20 protein-coding genes are annotated in these 15,178 nt (G+C 35.4%); all 20 read right to left on the minus strand.

Annotated elements, in window-relative coordinates; translation table 11 throughout:
* Positions 1–47: 47 nt before the first annotated feature.
* Positions 48–1,820, minus strand: coding sequence for a M3 family oligoendopeptidase (locus MKY07_RS11140; RefSeq protein ID WP_339262192.1), 1,773 nt, complete (start codon positions 1,818–1,820; stop codon positions 48–50).
* Positions 1,821–1,868: 48 nt separating this feature from the next.
* Positions 1,869–2,354 (minus strand): diadenosine tetraphosphate hydrolase, encoded by a 486-nt coding sequence (locus MKY07_RS11145; RefSeq protein WP_065215770.1) that lies wholly within the window; start codon positions 2,352–2,354, stop codon positions 1,869–1,871.
* 86 nt (positions 2,355–2,440) lie between these two features.
* Positions 2,441–2,917, minus strand: a complete 477-nt coding sequence (locus tag MKY07_RS11150) for a GNAT family N-acetyltransferase (protein ID WP_065215769.1) — start codon at positions 2,915–2,917, stop codon at positions 2,441–2,443.
* Positions 2,918–3,068: 151 nt separating this feature from the next.
* Positions 3,069–3,617, minus strand: a complete 549-nt coding sequence (locus MKY07_RS11155; RefSeq protein ID WP_339262195.1) for a hypothetical protein — start codon at positions 3,615–3,617, stop codon at positions 3,069–3,071.
* Between the two features lie 38 nt (positions 3,618–3,655).
* Positions 3,656–3,880, minus strand: a complete 225-nt coding sequence (locus tag MKY07_RS11160) for a hypothetical protein (protein WP_065215767.1) — start codon at positions 3,878–3,880, stop codon at positions 3,656–3,658.
* A 144-nt stretch (positions 3,881–4,024) separates the two neighbouring features.
* Positions 4,025–5,278 (minus strand): DUF4179 domain-containing protein, encoded by a 1,254-nt coding sequence (locus MKY07_RS11165; protein WP_339262197.1) that lies wholly within the window; start codon positions 5,276–5,278, stop codon positions 4,025–4,027.
* Entirely contained in the window at positions 5,275–5,772 is a 498-nt protein-coding gene (locus tag MKY07_RS11170) for a sigma-70 family RNA polymerase sigma factor (protein ID WP_008404089.1), read from the minus strand. Before MKY07_RS11170 ends, MKY07_RS11165 begins: the two co-directional genes overlap by 4 nt.
* 244 nt (positions 5,773–6,016) lie before the next feature.
* Positions 6,017–7,045, minus strand: coding sequence for an LLM class flavin-dependent oxidoreductase (locus tag MKY07_RS11175; protein WP_339262198.1), 1,029 nt, complete (start codon positions 7,043–7,045; stop codon positions 6,017–6,019).
* A 6-nt stretch (positions 7,046–7,051) separates the two neighbouring features.
* Positions 7,052–7,336: a DUF3219 family protein gene (locus MKY07_RS11180; protein ID WP_339262199.1), complete on the minus strand. Its 285-nt coding sequence runs from the start codon at positions 7,334–7,336 to the stop codon at positions 7,052–7,054.
* Between the two features lie 30 nt (positions 7,337–7,366).
* Positions 7,367–7,522: a hypothetical protein gene (locus tag MKY07_RS11185; protein WP_008404095.1), complete on the minus strand. Its 156-nt coding sequence runs from the start codon at positions 7,520–7,522 to the stop codon at positions 7,367–7,369.
* Between the two features lie 122 nt (positions 7,523–7,644).
* Positions 7,645–7,848, minus strand: a complete 204-nt coding sequence (locus MKY07_RS11190; RefSeq protein ID WP_339262201.1) for a hypothetical protein — start codon at positions 7,846–7,848, stop codon at positions 7,645–7,647.
* A gap of 134 nt (positions 7,849–7,982) precedes the next feature.
* On the minus strand, positions 7,983–8,921 hold the full coding sequence (locus MKY07_RS11195) for an anti sigma factor C-terminal domain-containing protein (RefSeq protein ID WP_065215761.1): 939 nt from the start codon (positions 8,919–8,921) through the stop codon (positions 7,983–7,985).
* Positions 8,914–9,420: an RNA polymerase sigma factor gene (locus tag MKY07_RS11200; RefSeq protein WP_065215760.1), complete on the minus strand. Its 507-nt coding sequence runs from the start codon at positions 9,418–9,420 to the stop codon at positions 8,914–8,916. Before MKY07_RS11200 ends, MKY07_RS11195 begins: the two co-directional genes overlap by 8 nt.
* Positions 9,421–9,669: 249 nt before the next feature.
* Positions 9,670–10,263, minus strand: coding sequence for a DUF2441 domain-containing protein (locus tag MKY07_RS11205; RefSeq protein ID WP_065215759.1), 594 nt, complete (start codon positions 10,261–10,263; stop codon positions 9,670–9,672).
* Positions 10,264–10,528: 265 nt separating this feature from the next.
* Positions 10,529–11,305, minus strand: coding sequence for a hypothetical protein (locus tag MKY07_RS11210; protein WP_065215758.1), 777 nt, complete (start codon positions 11,303–11,305; stop codon positions 10,529–10,531).
* Between the two features lie 34 nt (positions 11,306–11,339).
* Positions 11,340–12,206, minus strand: coding sequence for an ABC transporter permease (locus MKY07_RS11215; RefSeq protein WP_339262203.1), 867 nt, complete (start codon positions 12,204–12,206; stop codon positions 11,340–11,342).
* Between the two features lies 1 nt (position 12,207).
* Positions 12,208–13,128: an ATP-binding cassette domain-containing protein gene (locus MKY07_RS11220; protein ID WP_065215756.1), complete on the minus strand. Its 921-nt coding sequence runs from the start codon at positions 13,126–13,128 to the stop codon at positions 12,208–12,210.
* Position 13,129: 1 nt separating this feature from the next.
* Complete coding sequence (locus tag MKY07_RS11225; protein ID WP_065215755.1) at positions 13,130–13,534, minus strand: DUF3021 domain-containing protein; 405 nt, start codon at positions 13,532–13,534, stop codon at positions 13,130–13,132.
* Complete coding sequence (locus MKY07_RS11230; protein WP_008404107.1) at positions 13,531–13,986, minus strand: LytTR family DNA-binding domain-containing protein; 456 nt, start codon at positions 13,984–13,986, stop codon at positions 13,531–13,533. The genes MKY07_RS11225 and MKY07_RS11230 overlap by 4 nt, the downstream gene beginning before the upstream one ends.
* Before the next feature lie 272 nt (positions 13,987–14,258).
* Complete coding sequence (locus MKY07_RS11235) at positions 14,259–15,152, minus strand: SDR family oxidoreductase (RefSeq protein WP_014823546.1); 894 nt, start codon at positions 15,150–15,152, stop codon at positions 14,259–14,261.
* Positions 15,153–15,178: the final 26 nt, after the last annotated feature.

Genomic DNA, 15,178 nt, shown 5'->3' on the forward strand with positions numbered 1-15,178 from the left:
CTTTATTTGCTGAATTGTTTTGTACTATAGCTTCTATGTACCTTATCTTAAGAAGTGAGGGTTATAAATTCTTCTGCATCTTTTATACAGATTTCCATCCCCTTTTCCCAGAAATCCTTAGATGTGATGTCTTCCCCTAAATGTTTCATCACTAAATCTTCTACCGTCATACTGCCTGAGTCTCTAAGTAAATTTAAGTAATCCTTCTCAAATTCTTTTCCTTTCTCCTTGGCCTTTGCAAAAATTCCTAATGCAAATAAATATCCAAAAGTATAAGGAAAATTATAAAAAGGTGAATGTGTAATGTAATAATGGGGTGTCCAAACCCAAGAATACGTAGACGGCTCGTCAATGGAACCATTATAAGCTTCTTGTATGGTCTCATTCATTAATTGGTTTAAACGCTTGGATGAAACAAGCCCTTTTTTACGCTCTTCATAAAATCTCTCTTCAAATAAAAATCTGGAATGGATATTCATAAAGTTCATAACACTTCGTTTCAATTTCTCATCCAATAAAAGCAATTTCTCTTCTTTTGACTGCGCTTTTTCCATTGCTGCATCAAATATTATCATTTCTGCAAATGTTGAAGCGGTTTCGGCAATACTCATCGGATACTGTTTATTTAACCCATCCGCTGATTTCATCGCGTAATTGTGGAAAGCATGACCTAATTCGTGCACAAGGGTTAACACATTTAAAAACGTCCCGCCAAAAGTCATAAAAATTCTTGATTCACCGGTCAGCGGAAAACTAGCACAAAACGGGAAAGCCGATTTATTGTCACGGTCCTCCGCTTCAATCCAGCCCTCATTAAAAGCATGCTTAGCAAACGCTTCTAATTCGCTTCCGAACTGACTAAAATGGTTTGTTATGAGAGTAGCTGCTTCATCATATTGAATTTCAGGACTTTTATTCGTAATGGGAGCCCAAAAATTATAGGCTTTCATGCTAGGATTCCCCATTAATTCAGCTTTCCTTTTTAAATAATTCGAGAAGGGTTTTTTATATTGCTTAACGACCAACCACATTGCATTCATTGTTTTTTCCGTAATTCTGTTTTCCTTTAAAGGGATTTCTAATACATTTTCAATTCTTGAATGTTGATAAATTTGTAATCGAAAGCCCGTAATATGATTTATTATTTTGGCGAATATCTCTTCTTTTTCTTCGTATATTTCTTCCAATGCTTGATGAGCTTCATATCGAACCTTCTCATCAGGGTGAGATCTTAAGTTGATTGCTTGCCCTATCGAAAGCTGTTTTTTATTTCCATCAATTTCAATATTTACTTTCATACTACCTATAAGTGCATTATAAAAATGACCCCAAGAATGAAAACCATCAACCATTAAATCAGCTATTAACGCTTGTTCATCATCTGATAAAGGAGTATTCTTATTTTCACGCCATTCAGTTAAAATAAATTTATAATCTGCTAATTCTTTAGCTTCTATTAACCTTCCCCATATCTCCTGTTTAATATTTGTTAAGACAACCTGTACTTTAGATAATTCATTTTTAAAATCAGATTCAAATTTAGATATTTTACCACGTAAAATTACAGCATCTTGATCTTTAGAATCTTGAGAAATGAGACAAGTGACAAAAGAATTGGCTTGAGATAAATGGATGCGGGTTTCTCCAATTTTGTTTATTAATTCTGCTACATTAGCCGCATCAATTATTGAGGGCAGTGCAATAAAAGAGGCAACCGATCTTTTTATAGTATGTATATACTCTTCCAATTCATTTAAGTGATTTATGAATTGATTTGACTTGCTTCCACCTAGAAAAATGCTATCTAAATCCCAATTCATTTCTTCCCCCTACTGAGAACAATTGCTTTCGGCATAATTTACTCTAGATCATTTATTTAATTCATTTTTTAATAAGTCAATTGCTGTCATTACTTCTTCTTTATTTTTAGAATCATTCATATGGTTGCGGGCGTGAAGTAGCGTCGGTCTAACGGACTCGACTGAGCGGCCAAACTCATACATCCACTCATATCTTGGAACCATCCAAGTATGGAAATGGTGAGTAGTATCTTCATTATAAAAGTAATATACGTACTCGATATTTAATACTTCTCTTTGGGCCTGTCTTATTCTGGTTAAAGTCTGAATATAATCTAATTTTTCTTCTTCAGTTAATTCATCAAAAGACTTGATATGCCTTTTAGAAGCTAATATGATTAACCCTTTGATTGGATAAGCTACATCTTGATGGGCGTGAAAATATTTCGTTTCATATACAACTCCGCCATCAGGTTCTATCAAACCAGTTGTTAATGCACAGCTTAAACATTCAACTACAACAATTTTTCCATTTGATAATGTTATTTTCTTAATACAATAACCCCCTTTACGTTTCCTAAAAAACTCCTATTATTTATTTACATAGAGTTTACATGTATTTTTCGTTCCCAAGCTTTAACTTAAATGATTTGAGATTTTTCATAAAAAATTATTGTTATCTTTTCGTTTATTATTTTGGATTTACCCGTCCATTTATAACCTATCTTTTCATACAGGTGACAAAGCCCTTCTTCTTGCATAATAGTGTCCAACTCCCATGATCTTGCGTTATGATATATTTTCTCTATGATTGCAAAGACTTTTTGAGCAATTCCCTTTCCTTGATGTTCCGGCAAAATAAATATAGGGCTGACACGATAAGATTCATTGTCCATTTTAATAACTCTAATACCACCAATTGTAACTTCAAGATTTTTAATTAAATAATAATCTGTAAATGGTTGATTAAATCGAGTTATAACTTTTTCTAAGGATTCATTAGCTGGATTAGTTTCATAGTCCTGATATTTTTCTAGCAACGGCATAAATGCTTTCACTTGTATCTCATGAAGCTTGGCCGCGTCATCCAAAGTTGCTTTACATAGTGAGACTTCCATAACATATAAACCTCCTTTATAAAACCTTAATTCATATTAACATATTTATCCATATCTAAATTAACCCGTTACACCTGTTTATTTTGGTCATGAAAATATCACCTAGATCTTAACTATAGTTCTCTATATAAAAAACAGCGCTGATCCTAGTTCAGAATCGCGCCTCATTCACTTCCTTCTTATTCGAAAACCCTGTAAAGATCAAACACGAAATAAACGCAACTGTTGTCACAACAATACCCATAACTAATCCAATCGCCCTCATAAAAGTATCCTCACCTGGATAGAAAGGCTCTAGTGTTACTAGCAAATAAATCAACATAAGAGATAGGATCATATAAAAACTACTCCCGACCGCTCCCATCTTCAAACGATTTTTTCTCGTACCTTGCCAAGCTTTATTAATTATTATCCATAAAAAGATACTTCCAATTACAGCAAGAGTCATTATAAGCAAATGTACATATGGAATTATGAAATAAGTCATCGCATACAGAAGAAGCGCAGTTGAAAAAAATAGGGTCGCATTTATGAAAAATAGGAATATGCCAGCCAACCAATAATTTTGAAACCATCCAGCATTTTTTAACTTAAATAGTAGAATATTATTTTCTCCAAATAAGTTTATTAATGGACTTTTAAGAAATGTGATAAAGAATGCACCAAAAAGTCCAATAAATATAAATAAAGTTAAGGACATAGCTTTCCCCCAATAGTATGTCTATTTCTTATATATTATTAAGAACAACAAAATACAGCTTTATCAAAATCCTTCTCATTTACTAAAACACTTCCATTATCATCAATTATAAAATCTATTTCTGCATTAGTAAGTCTTTCTTTTGCTGCATGAATAAGTTCTGCGTCTTGGGATGATTCAACCCAAACACTATAACTTTTTTCTTGAGAACACCCAACTAACAAAAAACTACTTACAGTAAATAAAATAAGTGTGTTTTTCAAAAAATCACCTCTTTTTGATAATTTAACGCGATTAATGGAATAAAATTCCTATACCGGATTTCCTCATACTAAAAGTAGGTATCTAAAAAGCATCGTTACGGTTTAAACGATGCTTTTTTTAAATGATAAAACTGGGGTCTTTCGTTATTCAGTCAAATTTATCTTAAGCTCAACGTCCGTTGCTATCGGGTTATCAATGTAATTGATCCATAGTTTTGCTCTGCCATTGTATGGCTCGTAGTACTCTCTATAATTAAAGCCTTCGTAGGCAGACGTAGAGAAACTGCTTCCTTCAGATTCAAGCGACTTACCATCCTCTTTTTCAGCAGGAAACAAGTGCTGGCGGCCGTGGTCGTCTTTGACTGGTGCGTTTAAGTATACATCGTTGCCGACAACTTTAATATCCCAGTCAATGAAGTCTGGTTTGTAAAGTACTTCCTTTGTTGTGAAGTCAACTTCGATATAATCTTCGCCTTTTGGAACTGCTTGTATTTCGCCGATGCGGACGATGAGTTCATCCGAATCGTAGAAGTAATTGCTTTGTAAGTATAACGTATACCGACCTTCGCGGAACGAACCACTACCAACTAAACCGTTGCGAATAAGTTCACGTTTACTACCGTTTTTAAGCTCAAGTGAGATGTCATCGAGAGCGACGATTTGCATCATATTCGATGGATCTGGCTTTACTTCAATATGAATGCGTAGCGGTGTCCGAATGATTTTATTGATTGATAGACGTTGACCTTGTGCTGTAATACTCGCATTCGGTTCTACTATTTTAGCTTTAGCAATCGGATTTTCAAGTGTGAATGGAATCGAAATCGTTTGTTTGTCACCATCTCGCATTTCAAATTCAACCCGGAAATTAGGGTTTGTCGTATCGAGCGGTTGGTCAAGCGTCATTTCAAGTATATGATTACTGTGTGCAACCGGCTCGTTTAGGCCGTCCAACGTACCGTAAGATAAACTATTTTCAAGCAGTTGATCCCCCTGGTATATATTCACGGAATAGTTATGATGATCTTTTTTTTCTTTCGGATAATCGAAATCATACATGAGCATAACACCGTATTCATCAATGATCGCCCCTTGCACTGTTATTGTAACATCCTTGTCTTGCACAAGAATGCCAAGTTCCTCGTAGTATTCATTGGCTATGGCATCTTTTATCCCCTCATTTTCCTGTACGAGTTCAACAATAACGCTAAGGCCAGGAATTTTAGCGGCATAGCTAGCAATAGTCGGCGAGACCCGGACCGTTAATAAAAAACTTAGAAAGATAATAGCCACTGCAGTGATTGCCTGCCATTGCTTCTTACGGCGGCGTTGTTTTTTTACTTTTGTAAATGCATCAATTCGACCTTGGCGTAGCTTATCTTTTGGAATATCAATCATAACCAATCCTCCTTATGTCCAGCGGCTTTACGCAATTTTTTTAAAATGGCGTGCAACCTTGATTTGACGGTGCCTTCCGGGATATTTTGCAGTTCGGCAATTTCATTGTTTTTCAGCTGTTGAAAATATTTTGCGTAAACGAGCTGTTGTTCTGTGAGGGTAAGTAAGTTAAGAAGACGACTGATATCGGAATAAATCGGTGCTTCGCTAATGCTGGTCTCTTCAATTTCCACGGTTTGGATACGTTTATTCAGCATATCTTTACAGCAGTTGATGAGTACTCGGACGAGCCAAGTACGCGCAAATTCAGGCTGTTTAACAGTATGCATTTTTTTCAGTGCCTTATAAGTCATTTCCTGCATGGCGTCGAGTGCGTCCTGCTCATTTTTTAAGTATGTATAAGCAATTGGATAAAGTACTTCCTCGTCTTTTTCAATCAGTTCGAGGATTGCTAGTTGGTCTCCAGCGGTAGCTTTTTCGAGTAAGTTTTCCAATCTGTGCCACCTCCTTATTTATTAGACTGTAAATAATTAATTTTCGTTCGAGTCGAATGAAGAATATTTTTGGAAGTTATAATGTGATGGATAGGGTATATTTTATCGTTAACTACTAACAAACACTATTGAAGGTATAGAGGAGATCGATGACATTGGTTTATGCGGATTATGACTATGGAGCGCTATATAAAGACGCAATTCTTTTTCAAGAATGCGCCCGATGTTGTAAATTTTTATTCCATTAATGCCCCTTTAATTTTAAGTGCTTTCCTTCTGAAAACACTTCTTTTGCAATTAGTTCGTAGGAGCGGATTCGATCTTCCGGTAAATATGAAATTGTATTAATCATCATTTCATCTGCTTGGTATTTTGTCTTTAATTCAAATAATTTCTGTTTTACTTCATAAGGATTGCCAATAATCATACTTTGTCTAACTTTATCTAACTTTTCTATTTCTTTTTCAGTCAGCTTATATTGCTCAGCTTCATTTATAGAAGGAATGCCTTGATGACCTTCCCCTTTGTCCATTTGTAGAGACCAGATGAGAAAGCTTGCTGCAACTTCTTCGGCTTTTTCTGCTGTTTCACCACAAATAACATTAACAGTTACGATGACTTGTGGTGTTTGCCCTTCTCTTCTTGGTTTAAAAGTATCAATATATTCCCTAATGATAGCAGCTCCATCATGATCGCTCATAAAATGACCGAAAGTATACGGCAATCCATTTTCTGCTGCTAGTAAAGCACTTTTTTTACCCGTGCCAAGTAGCCAAGGTACTGGCGGGTTTTCAGGTATGGGAGAAGCGGATAGCTTTGAATATTCGGTATCTGTTGGAAAATCATCATTTAAAAAATGGAGTAAGTCTCTCAATAAGGCAGGAAAGTTCCCCACATTTTTGATAAAGTTATCAGACAAAGCAGTCATCGCTTCGGCAGACCCACCTGGCGCTCGTCCGATTCCTAAATCAATACGATTAGGAAATAATGTCGCTAACGTATTAAAGAGTTCAGCAACTTTGTATGGTCGGTAATGAGGCAATAAAACCGCGCCAGATCCTATACGAATTCGATTCGTGTTAGCGCCAATGTAGCTTAATAGGACTTCAGGTGCAGGACATGCCAGTCCAGATAAATCATGGTGTTCGGCAATCCAGTATCTTGTATATCCTAGTGCCTCCCCAGCCTGTGCTAATTTCATTGACCAGTTTAGTGCATCCTGAGGCGTTTGATTTGAAGAAATAGGGGATTGATCCAATATGCTTAATCTCATTAAATTTCAGTCCTTTTCTTCTACTAAAGTCAATGTATACTGTCCTACCTGATTTTCTTCATACAAATTTGTAATAGAAGTGAAGTAGTTATAAATCGTTCCTCTAAACATTAATTCTTTCTCAGGAATCTTAACGTCAAAAGTTCCGTTGTAAAGTAAAGTCGCAATATCATGATAGTCTTTACTTGTCACATCAAAAATGACCGAGACTTTATAAACCCCATTTACTTTTTCTTCTTCATAGCTACTCAATTGAATTACTCTATCATTTAAAATTATTTTACTGACCAAAAAATCACTTCCTTTTACATTGTTGTTGCATCATTCTTTACAAAAATCCACAAATTTTTTTGCCTGTATTAACGACATACCTGTTTGTTCTCTTACAAACTTCACCGCTTTAACTTCACCGACTGAGTTAATTTTCTCTTTTACTAAGGCAATCAGTTCCTCATGGTAGATTTTAGTATAATCCATTTGTTTCGCCCCCTTATATATTTAAAGTATAACATTCCCAAATCATCGTTTGGCAACACTTCATAGACTCGTAAGACCCTCATCAGAATTACCCACTTTAAAAGGAGTTGAAGGCAAATTAATCATCTATCTTTTCTTTTCCAAACATGTGGGGTTTTCGCCCAATTATTAATTGCTAATGATAAACAGAGAACAATAAGAGCAATTACTGTAAGAGATAAATTTTTCTCCCATTTAATATTACCATTAGCAAAATATTGACCAGCTGTTACAAAAATAAAATAGGTAATAGGAAAAATAAGATAATATAATTGATTTTTTTTCATATGATAGCCTTTCTTACTTCATTGAATGTTATTAATAATATGGCCTTTAAATTAAAGCACTTTTCTTACTCAAGAAAAGCACAATTTTACAACCTTATACTCCTTGAATTCTGAATTACCAGAGGAAGATTAGACTAATAATTTTCAATGACTCCACCTATTGATGAAGCTTTTATGATCGGTTCTTTTAAAATTTCTACTATTTCTTCCTTCGTTCCATAAACGACTGCTCCTAATAATTCTACATCCTCTAACTTAACATCCTTCATCTTGTTAAAAGTATTTCGATGATCACGGGAAATACTCATTTGCAGTAATTCTAAAAATTGTTCATACTCGACCTCTAAATCATGGATTGAAATAAAAGGCGTGTTTATTGAAAAGCCTAGCACATCATGCTCCCTAATAAATGTTGAAGTCCAATCGTTTTCTTTTGCCTCTTGTTGAAACTCGTTTAACTGATCACTACTATAAGTGTCTACCCAAAACCATGTCATTTCGGGAAGCTGTATGAAAAGTTCATTTGGTTTATACGGCTGATCAAAGGAAATCGCCACTTCATAAATTTTATCCCCTTGCATTAGCTCAATCTGATCTTCATCATCTTTATATTTTTTATAGGATACATTCGGATGGAAAAACATCATTTCTCGCCAACCATTTTCTTTATAGCCAAATTGCCAATCTTCACCTGTCATACCGATTTTGCCACCTGAGCCTCTAGATACTAAAACAGATGGGATCAGACCAAATGAGTATTGTTTTCGTTCGATCACAACCGACTTGATTTTAAAGTCTTTCGAAATTTCATAGTTGCTTACTCCGCCTAATAAGCCTCTGGAGTCTACGGTTTCACTTATGTAACCGTTTGGCGTGCTAAGACGGACATAAGCATCCCACTGCTTAAAAGCCTTTTCACTATAGTTTGCCGATATTGCAGAATTAGCTATGTTTAAAACTACGAATACCACGATAGAAATAATAATAACCGTAATGATTGTCTTCAATTTCCCTCTTCTTACTGCTTTCTTGATTTTCTTTTCATCAAAAAGGTCCTCCGAAAAATCATTCATGTAGCTCCCTCCACTTCTTTTGAAATTCTTTTCTCGCCCGAAATAAATAAGTCCTTACCGTTTCTTCCTTAATCCCAAGCAACAAAGCAATCTCTTTATAACTAAGTTCCAGCTCATATTTTAATAGTAAAAGCTGCTTAAAGATTTCTTGAATATGGTTTAAAACAAATGCAATTTCATGATTCATTTCGATTGTTAATACACTCATTTCTGTATCCTGGTCATTAGCAAAATTGTTCCAGAAATTATCATCGTCGATCGAAATAAATCGTTTCTTCCCCTGCTTCCTTAACAGTTTTTTTAATTCATTCATGGAAATCGTAAAAATATAGGAAAGTGCTTTATCGGAAGGAACACCACTGCTATAAGCAATAAATTTCGTATAGCTTTCTTGAACAATATCTTCTGCATCCTCATGACTACAGCCGTTCTTTTTTAAATAATAATAAATCATCTTTGCTTGCTTCTTGTATAACTCCAACAAAAGATGCGAATCCATAGGTACTCCTTTCTAAAGCCTACACTAATAAAGAGTCTCTTTTGATTAAAAAGTTTACAAAATAATTAAAGAATTTTTTCCATTTGAAAGAACAACTCCTTAAAATATGATTAAAACAGAATGAAAGATTATGTATTGATACCAATATACGTGTTTTAATTAAATAAAAAAAGCTACTCTTCTATTGAAGAATAACCTTCGTTAATTGAAGTAGAATTAATGGGTTTATTCAATAATTTCGCCAGATATTTATACAAAGAAATCATCAATAATTTCTGTGACTTCAATCTTACCGTTTATCAAAAGTTCAGGTAGTTGGTTACTTATATTGCCTTTCCAATATTCTGTGGCTTGTTCAATTTTTATGGAGAATGATTTTCCATCTTCTTTTGGTAAAAGGTCCCCATCCCCTTCAAAATAATTTCCAACAACTTTTAGTTTAACAATCTGTAATACCTTACGATTAAAAGAATCGAATATTTGCTTCCATCTCAGTGCATCTTCATAGGTTTTAGCAGCGTATAGGCAGGATAATCTTGAAGGAAATTGAGGGAATTCTTTTAGTCGAACCATTTCTACTATTACTTCTCTTATAGCTCTAGTTGTTTGCCCTATATATTTTATAGCTACATCCGCATTGTCTTTATCTAAAATTAAACCATCATTTGTGTAATGGCTCTGTAGTATTTGAATAAAATCTTCACCATTAGAATTTACTTGTTCATTTTCAAAGAAGAATCCATATAATGTGTTATATTGATTCTCTTCAAAATTGATTATCTGTCCAAGTTTCATTTTATTTCTAGTAACAATGTGATAAACAAAAAAATGGTTTTCACCCATAGTAAATCCTCCAAGATAAATATAGTTTTATTGCTTTTTTCAACTAACCTGCGTCAATCGCTCAAGTTAATTTTGTACAATAAATTATATATATATTAACATAAATATCCATTTTATTATTGAGCATTATTCTAAAATAGCCTTTTAATGGAAAATGCCCATACCATATTCAAGGAAAGCTCACGATTGTTGAAAATTGCATTCCTGAACTGCACATCATATAAGTTTTATTTTTAAACGTTTATTCAGGATGGTATTAAGTCGATTACGATTTTAAATTTAAACGGTGTAATTCCATATAGTAGCTTAATACTTCTAAGAGAATCTCAAAGTTATAATTTGTTTTTTCATGTATTATAGTTGCCCACTCAGCTACTGTCCTTTGTTTCGCATCTTCTAATAAACCGTTCATTGAAGATGAATAACTTCTGAAGTTATAAAATTCCCAGTGAGTTATTTCATTTTCATACTGTCTACTTTCAAGAAGTGGATAAGGTTTAATCAATCTTTGCGAGAATTCAGCGGCTTCTAATAATTGCTTTTCATCAATTGCATTCAAATTAAAGACTTGCTTAGAAATTTTTCCATTTGGCCGTTTATATAAAATTTCAATTTCATCATAACCTTGGTGTTGTACTTGAATCTTGGCACCTGGAAAAAATCCTATGCACTCCTCTAAATGAGAGAATGGACTATTTTTGTCTACACGAATAGGCTGAATCCATTGATCCCCTAAGTCACATAAATATTTATACTTTTTTTCGTCTACTGCTATAACAGCTATATGAGCGTCTTCAGTAAATAAATGATGACCGATTGCATACGCTTCAATATTATTTCGTTTAAATTCATCCAAGAGCCAAATTGCTAAATCAAAACAGTTCCCTGTAATCTTATATTGTCTATAATGTTCTTTCATAAGCTCAACTGGGCGTTGATATTTTAATGGGTCTTGTTTTGCATACCAAGCTTTTGTAAGTGTTTCCATAGGAAAGTGCTTAAATTGATTCCAAATCTTTAGTATGTTTTCTGAAGCCTGCATTTGAATTTCTCACCTCTTTTTTAAATTTAAATAGTTACTTATACTGCAATCGGAATAAAACTGCTGCAAAAATAGCTATACCAAAAATTGAAATGCAAATATACAATACACTTGATTGTGTTCCTAAAACACTGCTATTTATTTCGTAAACAACTCCGTAAGTTAACATGTAGGAATCCATTGCCTCATTCGCATTTCCAAACACCGTATTCAAAGAATCTTCCATCAATAGCTGACGTAATAATACAGCGACGTGACTGACAGGAAATAAATGAATGACCGTTTGGATTGCTTTCGGCAGTACCCCCATGGGAACATAGACTGCGCATAAAAAGCCAATTAGTGTACCAACCAATGAATTTACAGTGGAAAATGCTTTAGCTGATTTCGCCAATAGTACGATCACTAAATTAATCATTGTGCTCAGCAACACACCAAGTATAATCACTCCGAAAAATTGCATCAGCTTCCAAACACTCGGCATTTCTGCACCAAGCGTCAATAAATATACTTCACATACAATGAATGCAATAGTGGTCATGATAAACCCGATCATGACCGAGCTAATAACATAGCTTAGCTGAATCGAATACCGGGATGCGGAGGTAACAAGAAAATCCGCTGTACGCTTGGATTCCAGATCACTAACGAATATTGCAAATACAGCTAATGTTGATGTCATGGCTGTCATTGTTAAAATACCAGCAATCATCCATTCACTTACAACTAATTCAACTGCCGGTGTCACTTCAATAACCTGACGAATGGCATCGAGTTGCAGCTTCTGCAAAAAGACAATAAATAATCCAATTGAAATCAAGACAGACAGCAGTGAGAAAAAAACGAGCATTCTGTCACGGAAGAAAATTTTATTATTGCGTACAATTAAGCTCGTCATCATATTATTTCTCCTCCCTCGATTCATTCGTTTCGATAAATACTTGGTCGAGCGAACCTTTTATTACTTCAAATGATGCAATATAGGGTTCGAGTTGAGCCAAAATTGGAATCGTGGAAATTGTTGACGACACTTCCACCTTCCACCCATCTTGATGCTTTTCAGGTAGCATAGGCAAAATAGCGGTTACATCTTCAATTGCAATAGAAGGTTTTAAAACAAATTGCAAAAAGTCCTTTGCATAAAGTGCTTTCAATTCATTCGGTGTTCCTTGTGCAATAATTTCACCATTTTTCATAATGACAATATCATCTGCATTTGCTGCCTCTTCCATATAATGTGTTGTCAAAAATATCGTCATGCCTACTTCCTTACGCAATCGGTCGATAGTAGCCCACACAAATTGTCGTGTGAATGGATCGAGTCCCGTCGTGGGCTCATCTAAAAATAACAGCTTGGGCTTATGAATAATTGCCCGCGCAATATCTGCTCTACGACGCTGTCCACCTGAAAGCGAACCGTATTTTTGATGTTCGATGTCTGCAAGCTGTAAATACTGCTGCACAAAATCATAATTTTCCTGTAATATTGCCTTCGGTAAACGATAAAAACGGCCGCGATGCAGAATATTTTCCTTCACCGTCAATTGATGATCTAAAATACTTTCCTGAAATACAATACCAATCGTTCTGCGGATAGCTTCATTGCCTTTCAGATTACCAAGTGTATGTCCATCGATTGAAACCGTTCCGCTCGTTTTCTCTAAAAGCGTACATAACATTTCAATTGTTGTGGATTTACCAGCACCATTACTGCCAAGAAATGCGAATAATGCCCCCTTTTGCACTGAAAAGCTTATCCCTTTTACGGCTTCAACTTCTCCATACCGCTTTGTTAACTGTTGGACATCAATCAATACTTGCATGTTACTCACCTCGATGTTGAAGTTGACTGTTCATTTTTCGAATTGCACGCTTTTCTTCGGTATAATAATACAGCCAAACGATGAGATAAATAACCGAAGCGCGGGCGTATAATAAAAAGACTGATTTACCATTATCAAGATCAAACCAGCTGCCATAATACCCTATGATAAAGACTGCGGTTACAGTAATAGCATAATGAATTAAAAGTACAACGAACATTGACCAGTCCAATTTATATAGTAGATTTGCTACTGCAATGACAGTTCCTAAAATGACTGCATAGAAAAACTGATTTACAATCGTTTCACTAAACCAGTAATCATGTGGAGATTTTAATGAAATGAGCATGATGATAAAATAGGATGAACATAAACTTATTGAGATGCTTTGTATTAAATTTTTCACTTGCTATTTCCCCCTAACCCGAATGCCTCTTTTAACGCTTTGAAATAATTGCGGCTTATTGGAATTGTGACTCCATTTTCGAGCGTCAGTTGCGGGTTGCCAAGTACCTTCGACTGGATGGAAGCAATTTTTTCAAAATGAACAAGTGTCGCCTTATTGACACGTAGCAACTGCGATGAAAAACGTTCCTCCAGCTCATAAAGCTTTTGTTTCACTTCCAGTTCCTGCTCATCCGTTTGGATAAATACTTTCCCCTGCTCGCTGTAAATGCTGTACACATCCTGCATTTTGATCAAATGAATATCACCATTGGAATAGCCTGCAATCGTATCATTAGTCGTTGATTGGTTAAGCTTTTTCATCAGCTGTGCCACTTGCTCATTGTATTCCGGTGCATGCACATGAACTTCGACTTCCATAAGCTGATGCTCGATATGTAAATGTATTTTCATAAGGCCCTCCTTCATGGTTTGTAGTATAGCACCTCTTTTTGTACGGATTTTTTATTTGGCGCTAACACGTATAAAGCTGAATGTAAGTTGTAAAATTTGGATTGTATCATGCAATTTTATTATAAGTATTATTTTCCAACTATTGTTAATGAAATTTTAATTTTAAAATTAAGTATTTATAAAAATAAAATAAAAAAGCAACCTCCCGTAGTAATCAGGAGATTGCTTTTATTAGTGTCATATTATGTTGTTCGGGAGCTATTTTCAAGCCCTTACAAGTCGATCGGTTCGCCGCCTGTCACACCGTAAATTTGTCCGGTAATGTAACTTCCTTCATCGGATGCTAGAAGGACATATACTGGGGCAAGCTCTACTGGCTGTCCTGCACGACCAAGAGGTGCATTTTGGCCAAATTCAGGAATTTTGCCATCCGGTTGACCGTTATCCAACTGTAGCGGTGTCCAGATTGGACCTGGCGCAACCCCGTTCACACGTACTCCTTTAGAAGCAAAGTACGCAGAAAGGTTTACTGTAAAGTTGCTAATCGCACCTTTTGTAGAAGCATAGTCCATTAAAAATGTGGATGGATTATACGATTGAACCGATGTCGTCGTAATAATCGCACTTCCTGGTTCCAAATGCTCTTCAGCAGCTTTAACGGCTTCGAACATGCTGATAATGTTTACTTTGAATGTATCTTCTACTTGTTTGATTGTTAAATCACTTAGTGTTGGCTGTGCAATCTGCTGCCCAGCATTCAGGACGAGTGTGTCCAATCCGCCAAATGCTTCCACTGCTTTTTTCACCATTTCTGTCGCCGCGCCATCTTCACGCAAGTCATATGGCAGCAACAATGCTTTTGTTCCGGCTTCTTCAATTAATGCTTTTACTTCATTTGCATCTTCTTCTTCACCAGGGAAGAACTGAATTGCGACATTTGCGCCTTCACGTGCATAGGCAATCGCGGCAGCACGACCAATTCCGGAATCGCCACCGGTAATTAATGCATTTCGCCCTTCCAGACGACTATGCCCTTTATATGATTTTTCTCCACAATCAGGTTTTGGACTCATTTCATTTTGTAGCGCTGGAGTACTCTGTTCTTGATCCGGGAATTTCTCCGTATGAAATTTTTTTCGTGGATCGTTTAGATTTGGGTTTCCCATCAAAAATCATCTCCTATATAGTTAGT

The organism is Solibacillus sp. FSL W7-1472 (assembly GCF_037969775.1).
Lineage (GTDB): Bacteria > Bacillota > Bacilli > Bacillales_A > Planococcaceae > Solibacillus > Solibacillus silvestris.

Excerpts from the sequence above, each read along its gene's own strand:
- MKY07_RS11140 (WP_339262192.1), bottom strand. The coding sequence starts at position 1,820 with ATGAATTGGGATTTAGATAGCATTTTTCTAGGTGGAAGCAAGTCAAAT.
- MKY07_RS11150 (WP_065215769.1), bottom strand. The coding sequence starts at position 2,917 with ATGGAAGTCTCACTATGTAAAGCAACTTTGGATGACGCGGCCAAGCTT.
- MKY07_RS11155 (WP_339262195.1), bottom strand. The coding sequence starts at position 3,617 with ATGTCCTTAACTTTATTTATATTTATTGGACTTTTTGGTGCATTCTTT.
- MKY07_RS11165 (WP_339262197.1), bottom strand. The coding sequence starts at position 5,278 with ATGATTGATATTCCAAAAGATAAGCTACGCCAAGGTCGAATTGATGCA.
- MKY07_RS11175 (WP_339262198.1), bottom strand. The coding sequence starts at position 7,045 with ATGAGATTAAGCATATTGGATCAATCCCCTATTTCTTCAAATCAAACG.
- MKY07_RS11185 (WP_008404095.1), bottom strand. The coding sequence starts at position 7,522 with ATGGATTATACTAAAATCTACCATGAGGAACTGATTGCCTTAGTAAAA.
- MKY07_RS11190 (WP_339262201.1), bottom strand. The coding sequence starts at position 7,848 with ATGAAAAAAAATCAATTATATTATCTTATTTTTCCTATTACCTATTTT.
- MKY07_RS11195 (WP_065215761.1), bottom strand. The coding sequence starts at position 8,921 with ATGAATGATTTTTCGGAGGACCTTTTTGATGAAAAGAAAATCAAGAAA.
- MKY07_RS11200 (WP_065215760.1), bottom strand. The coding sequence starts at position 9,420 with ATGGATTCGCATCTTTTGTTGGAGTTATACAAGAAGCAAGCAAAGATG.
- MKY07_RS11205 (WP_065215759.1), bottom strand. The coding sequence starts at position 10,263 with ATGGGTGAAAACCATTTTTTTGTTTATCACATTGTTACTAGAAATAAA.
- MKY07_RS11210 (WP_065215758.1), bottom strand. The coding sequence starts at position 11,305 with ATGCAGGCTTCAGAAAACATACTAAAGATTTGGAATCAATTTAAGCAC.
- MKY07_RS11215 (WP_339262203.1), bottom strand. The coding sequence starts at position 12,206 with ATGATGACGAGCTTAATTGTACGCAATAATAAAATTTTCTTCCGTGAC.
- MKY07_RS11220 (WP_065215756.1), bottom strand. The coding sequence starts at position 13,128 with ATGCAAGTATTGATTGATGTCCAACAGTTAACAAAGCGGTATGGAGAA.
- MKY07_RS11230 (WP_008404107.1), bottom strand. The coding sequence starts at position 13,986 with ATGAAAATACATTTACATATCGAGCATCAGCTTATGGAAGTCGAAGTT.
- MKY07_RS11235 (WP_014823546.1), bottom strand. The coding sequence starts at position 15,152 with ATGGGAAACCCAAATCTAAACGATCCACGAAAAAAATTTCATACGGAG.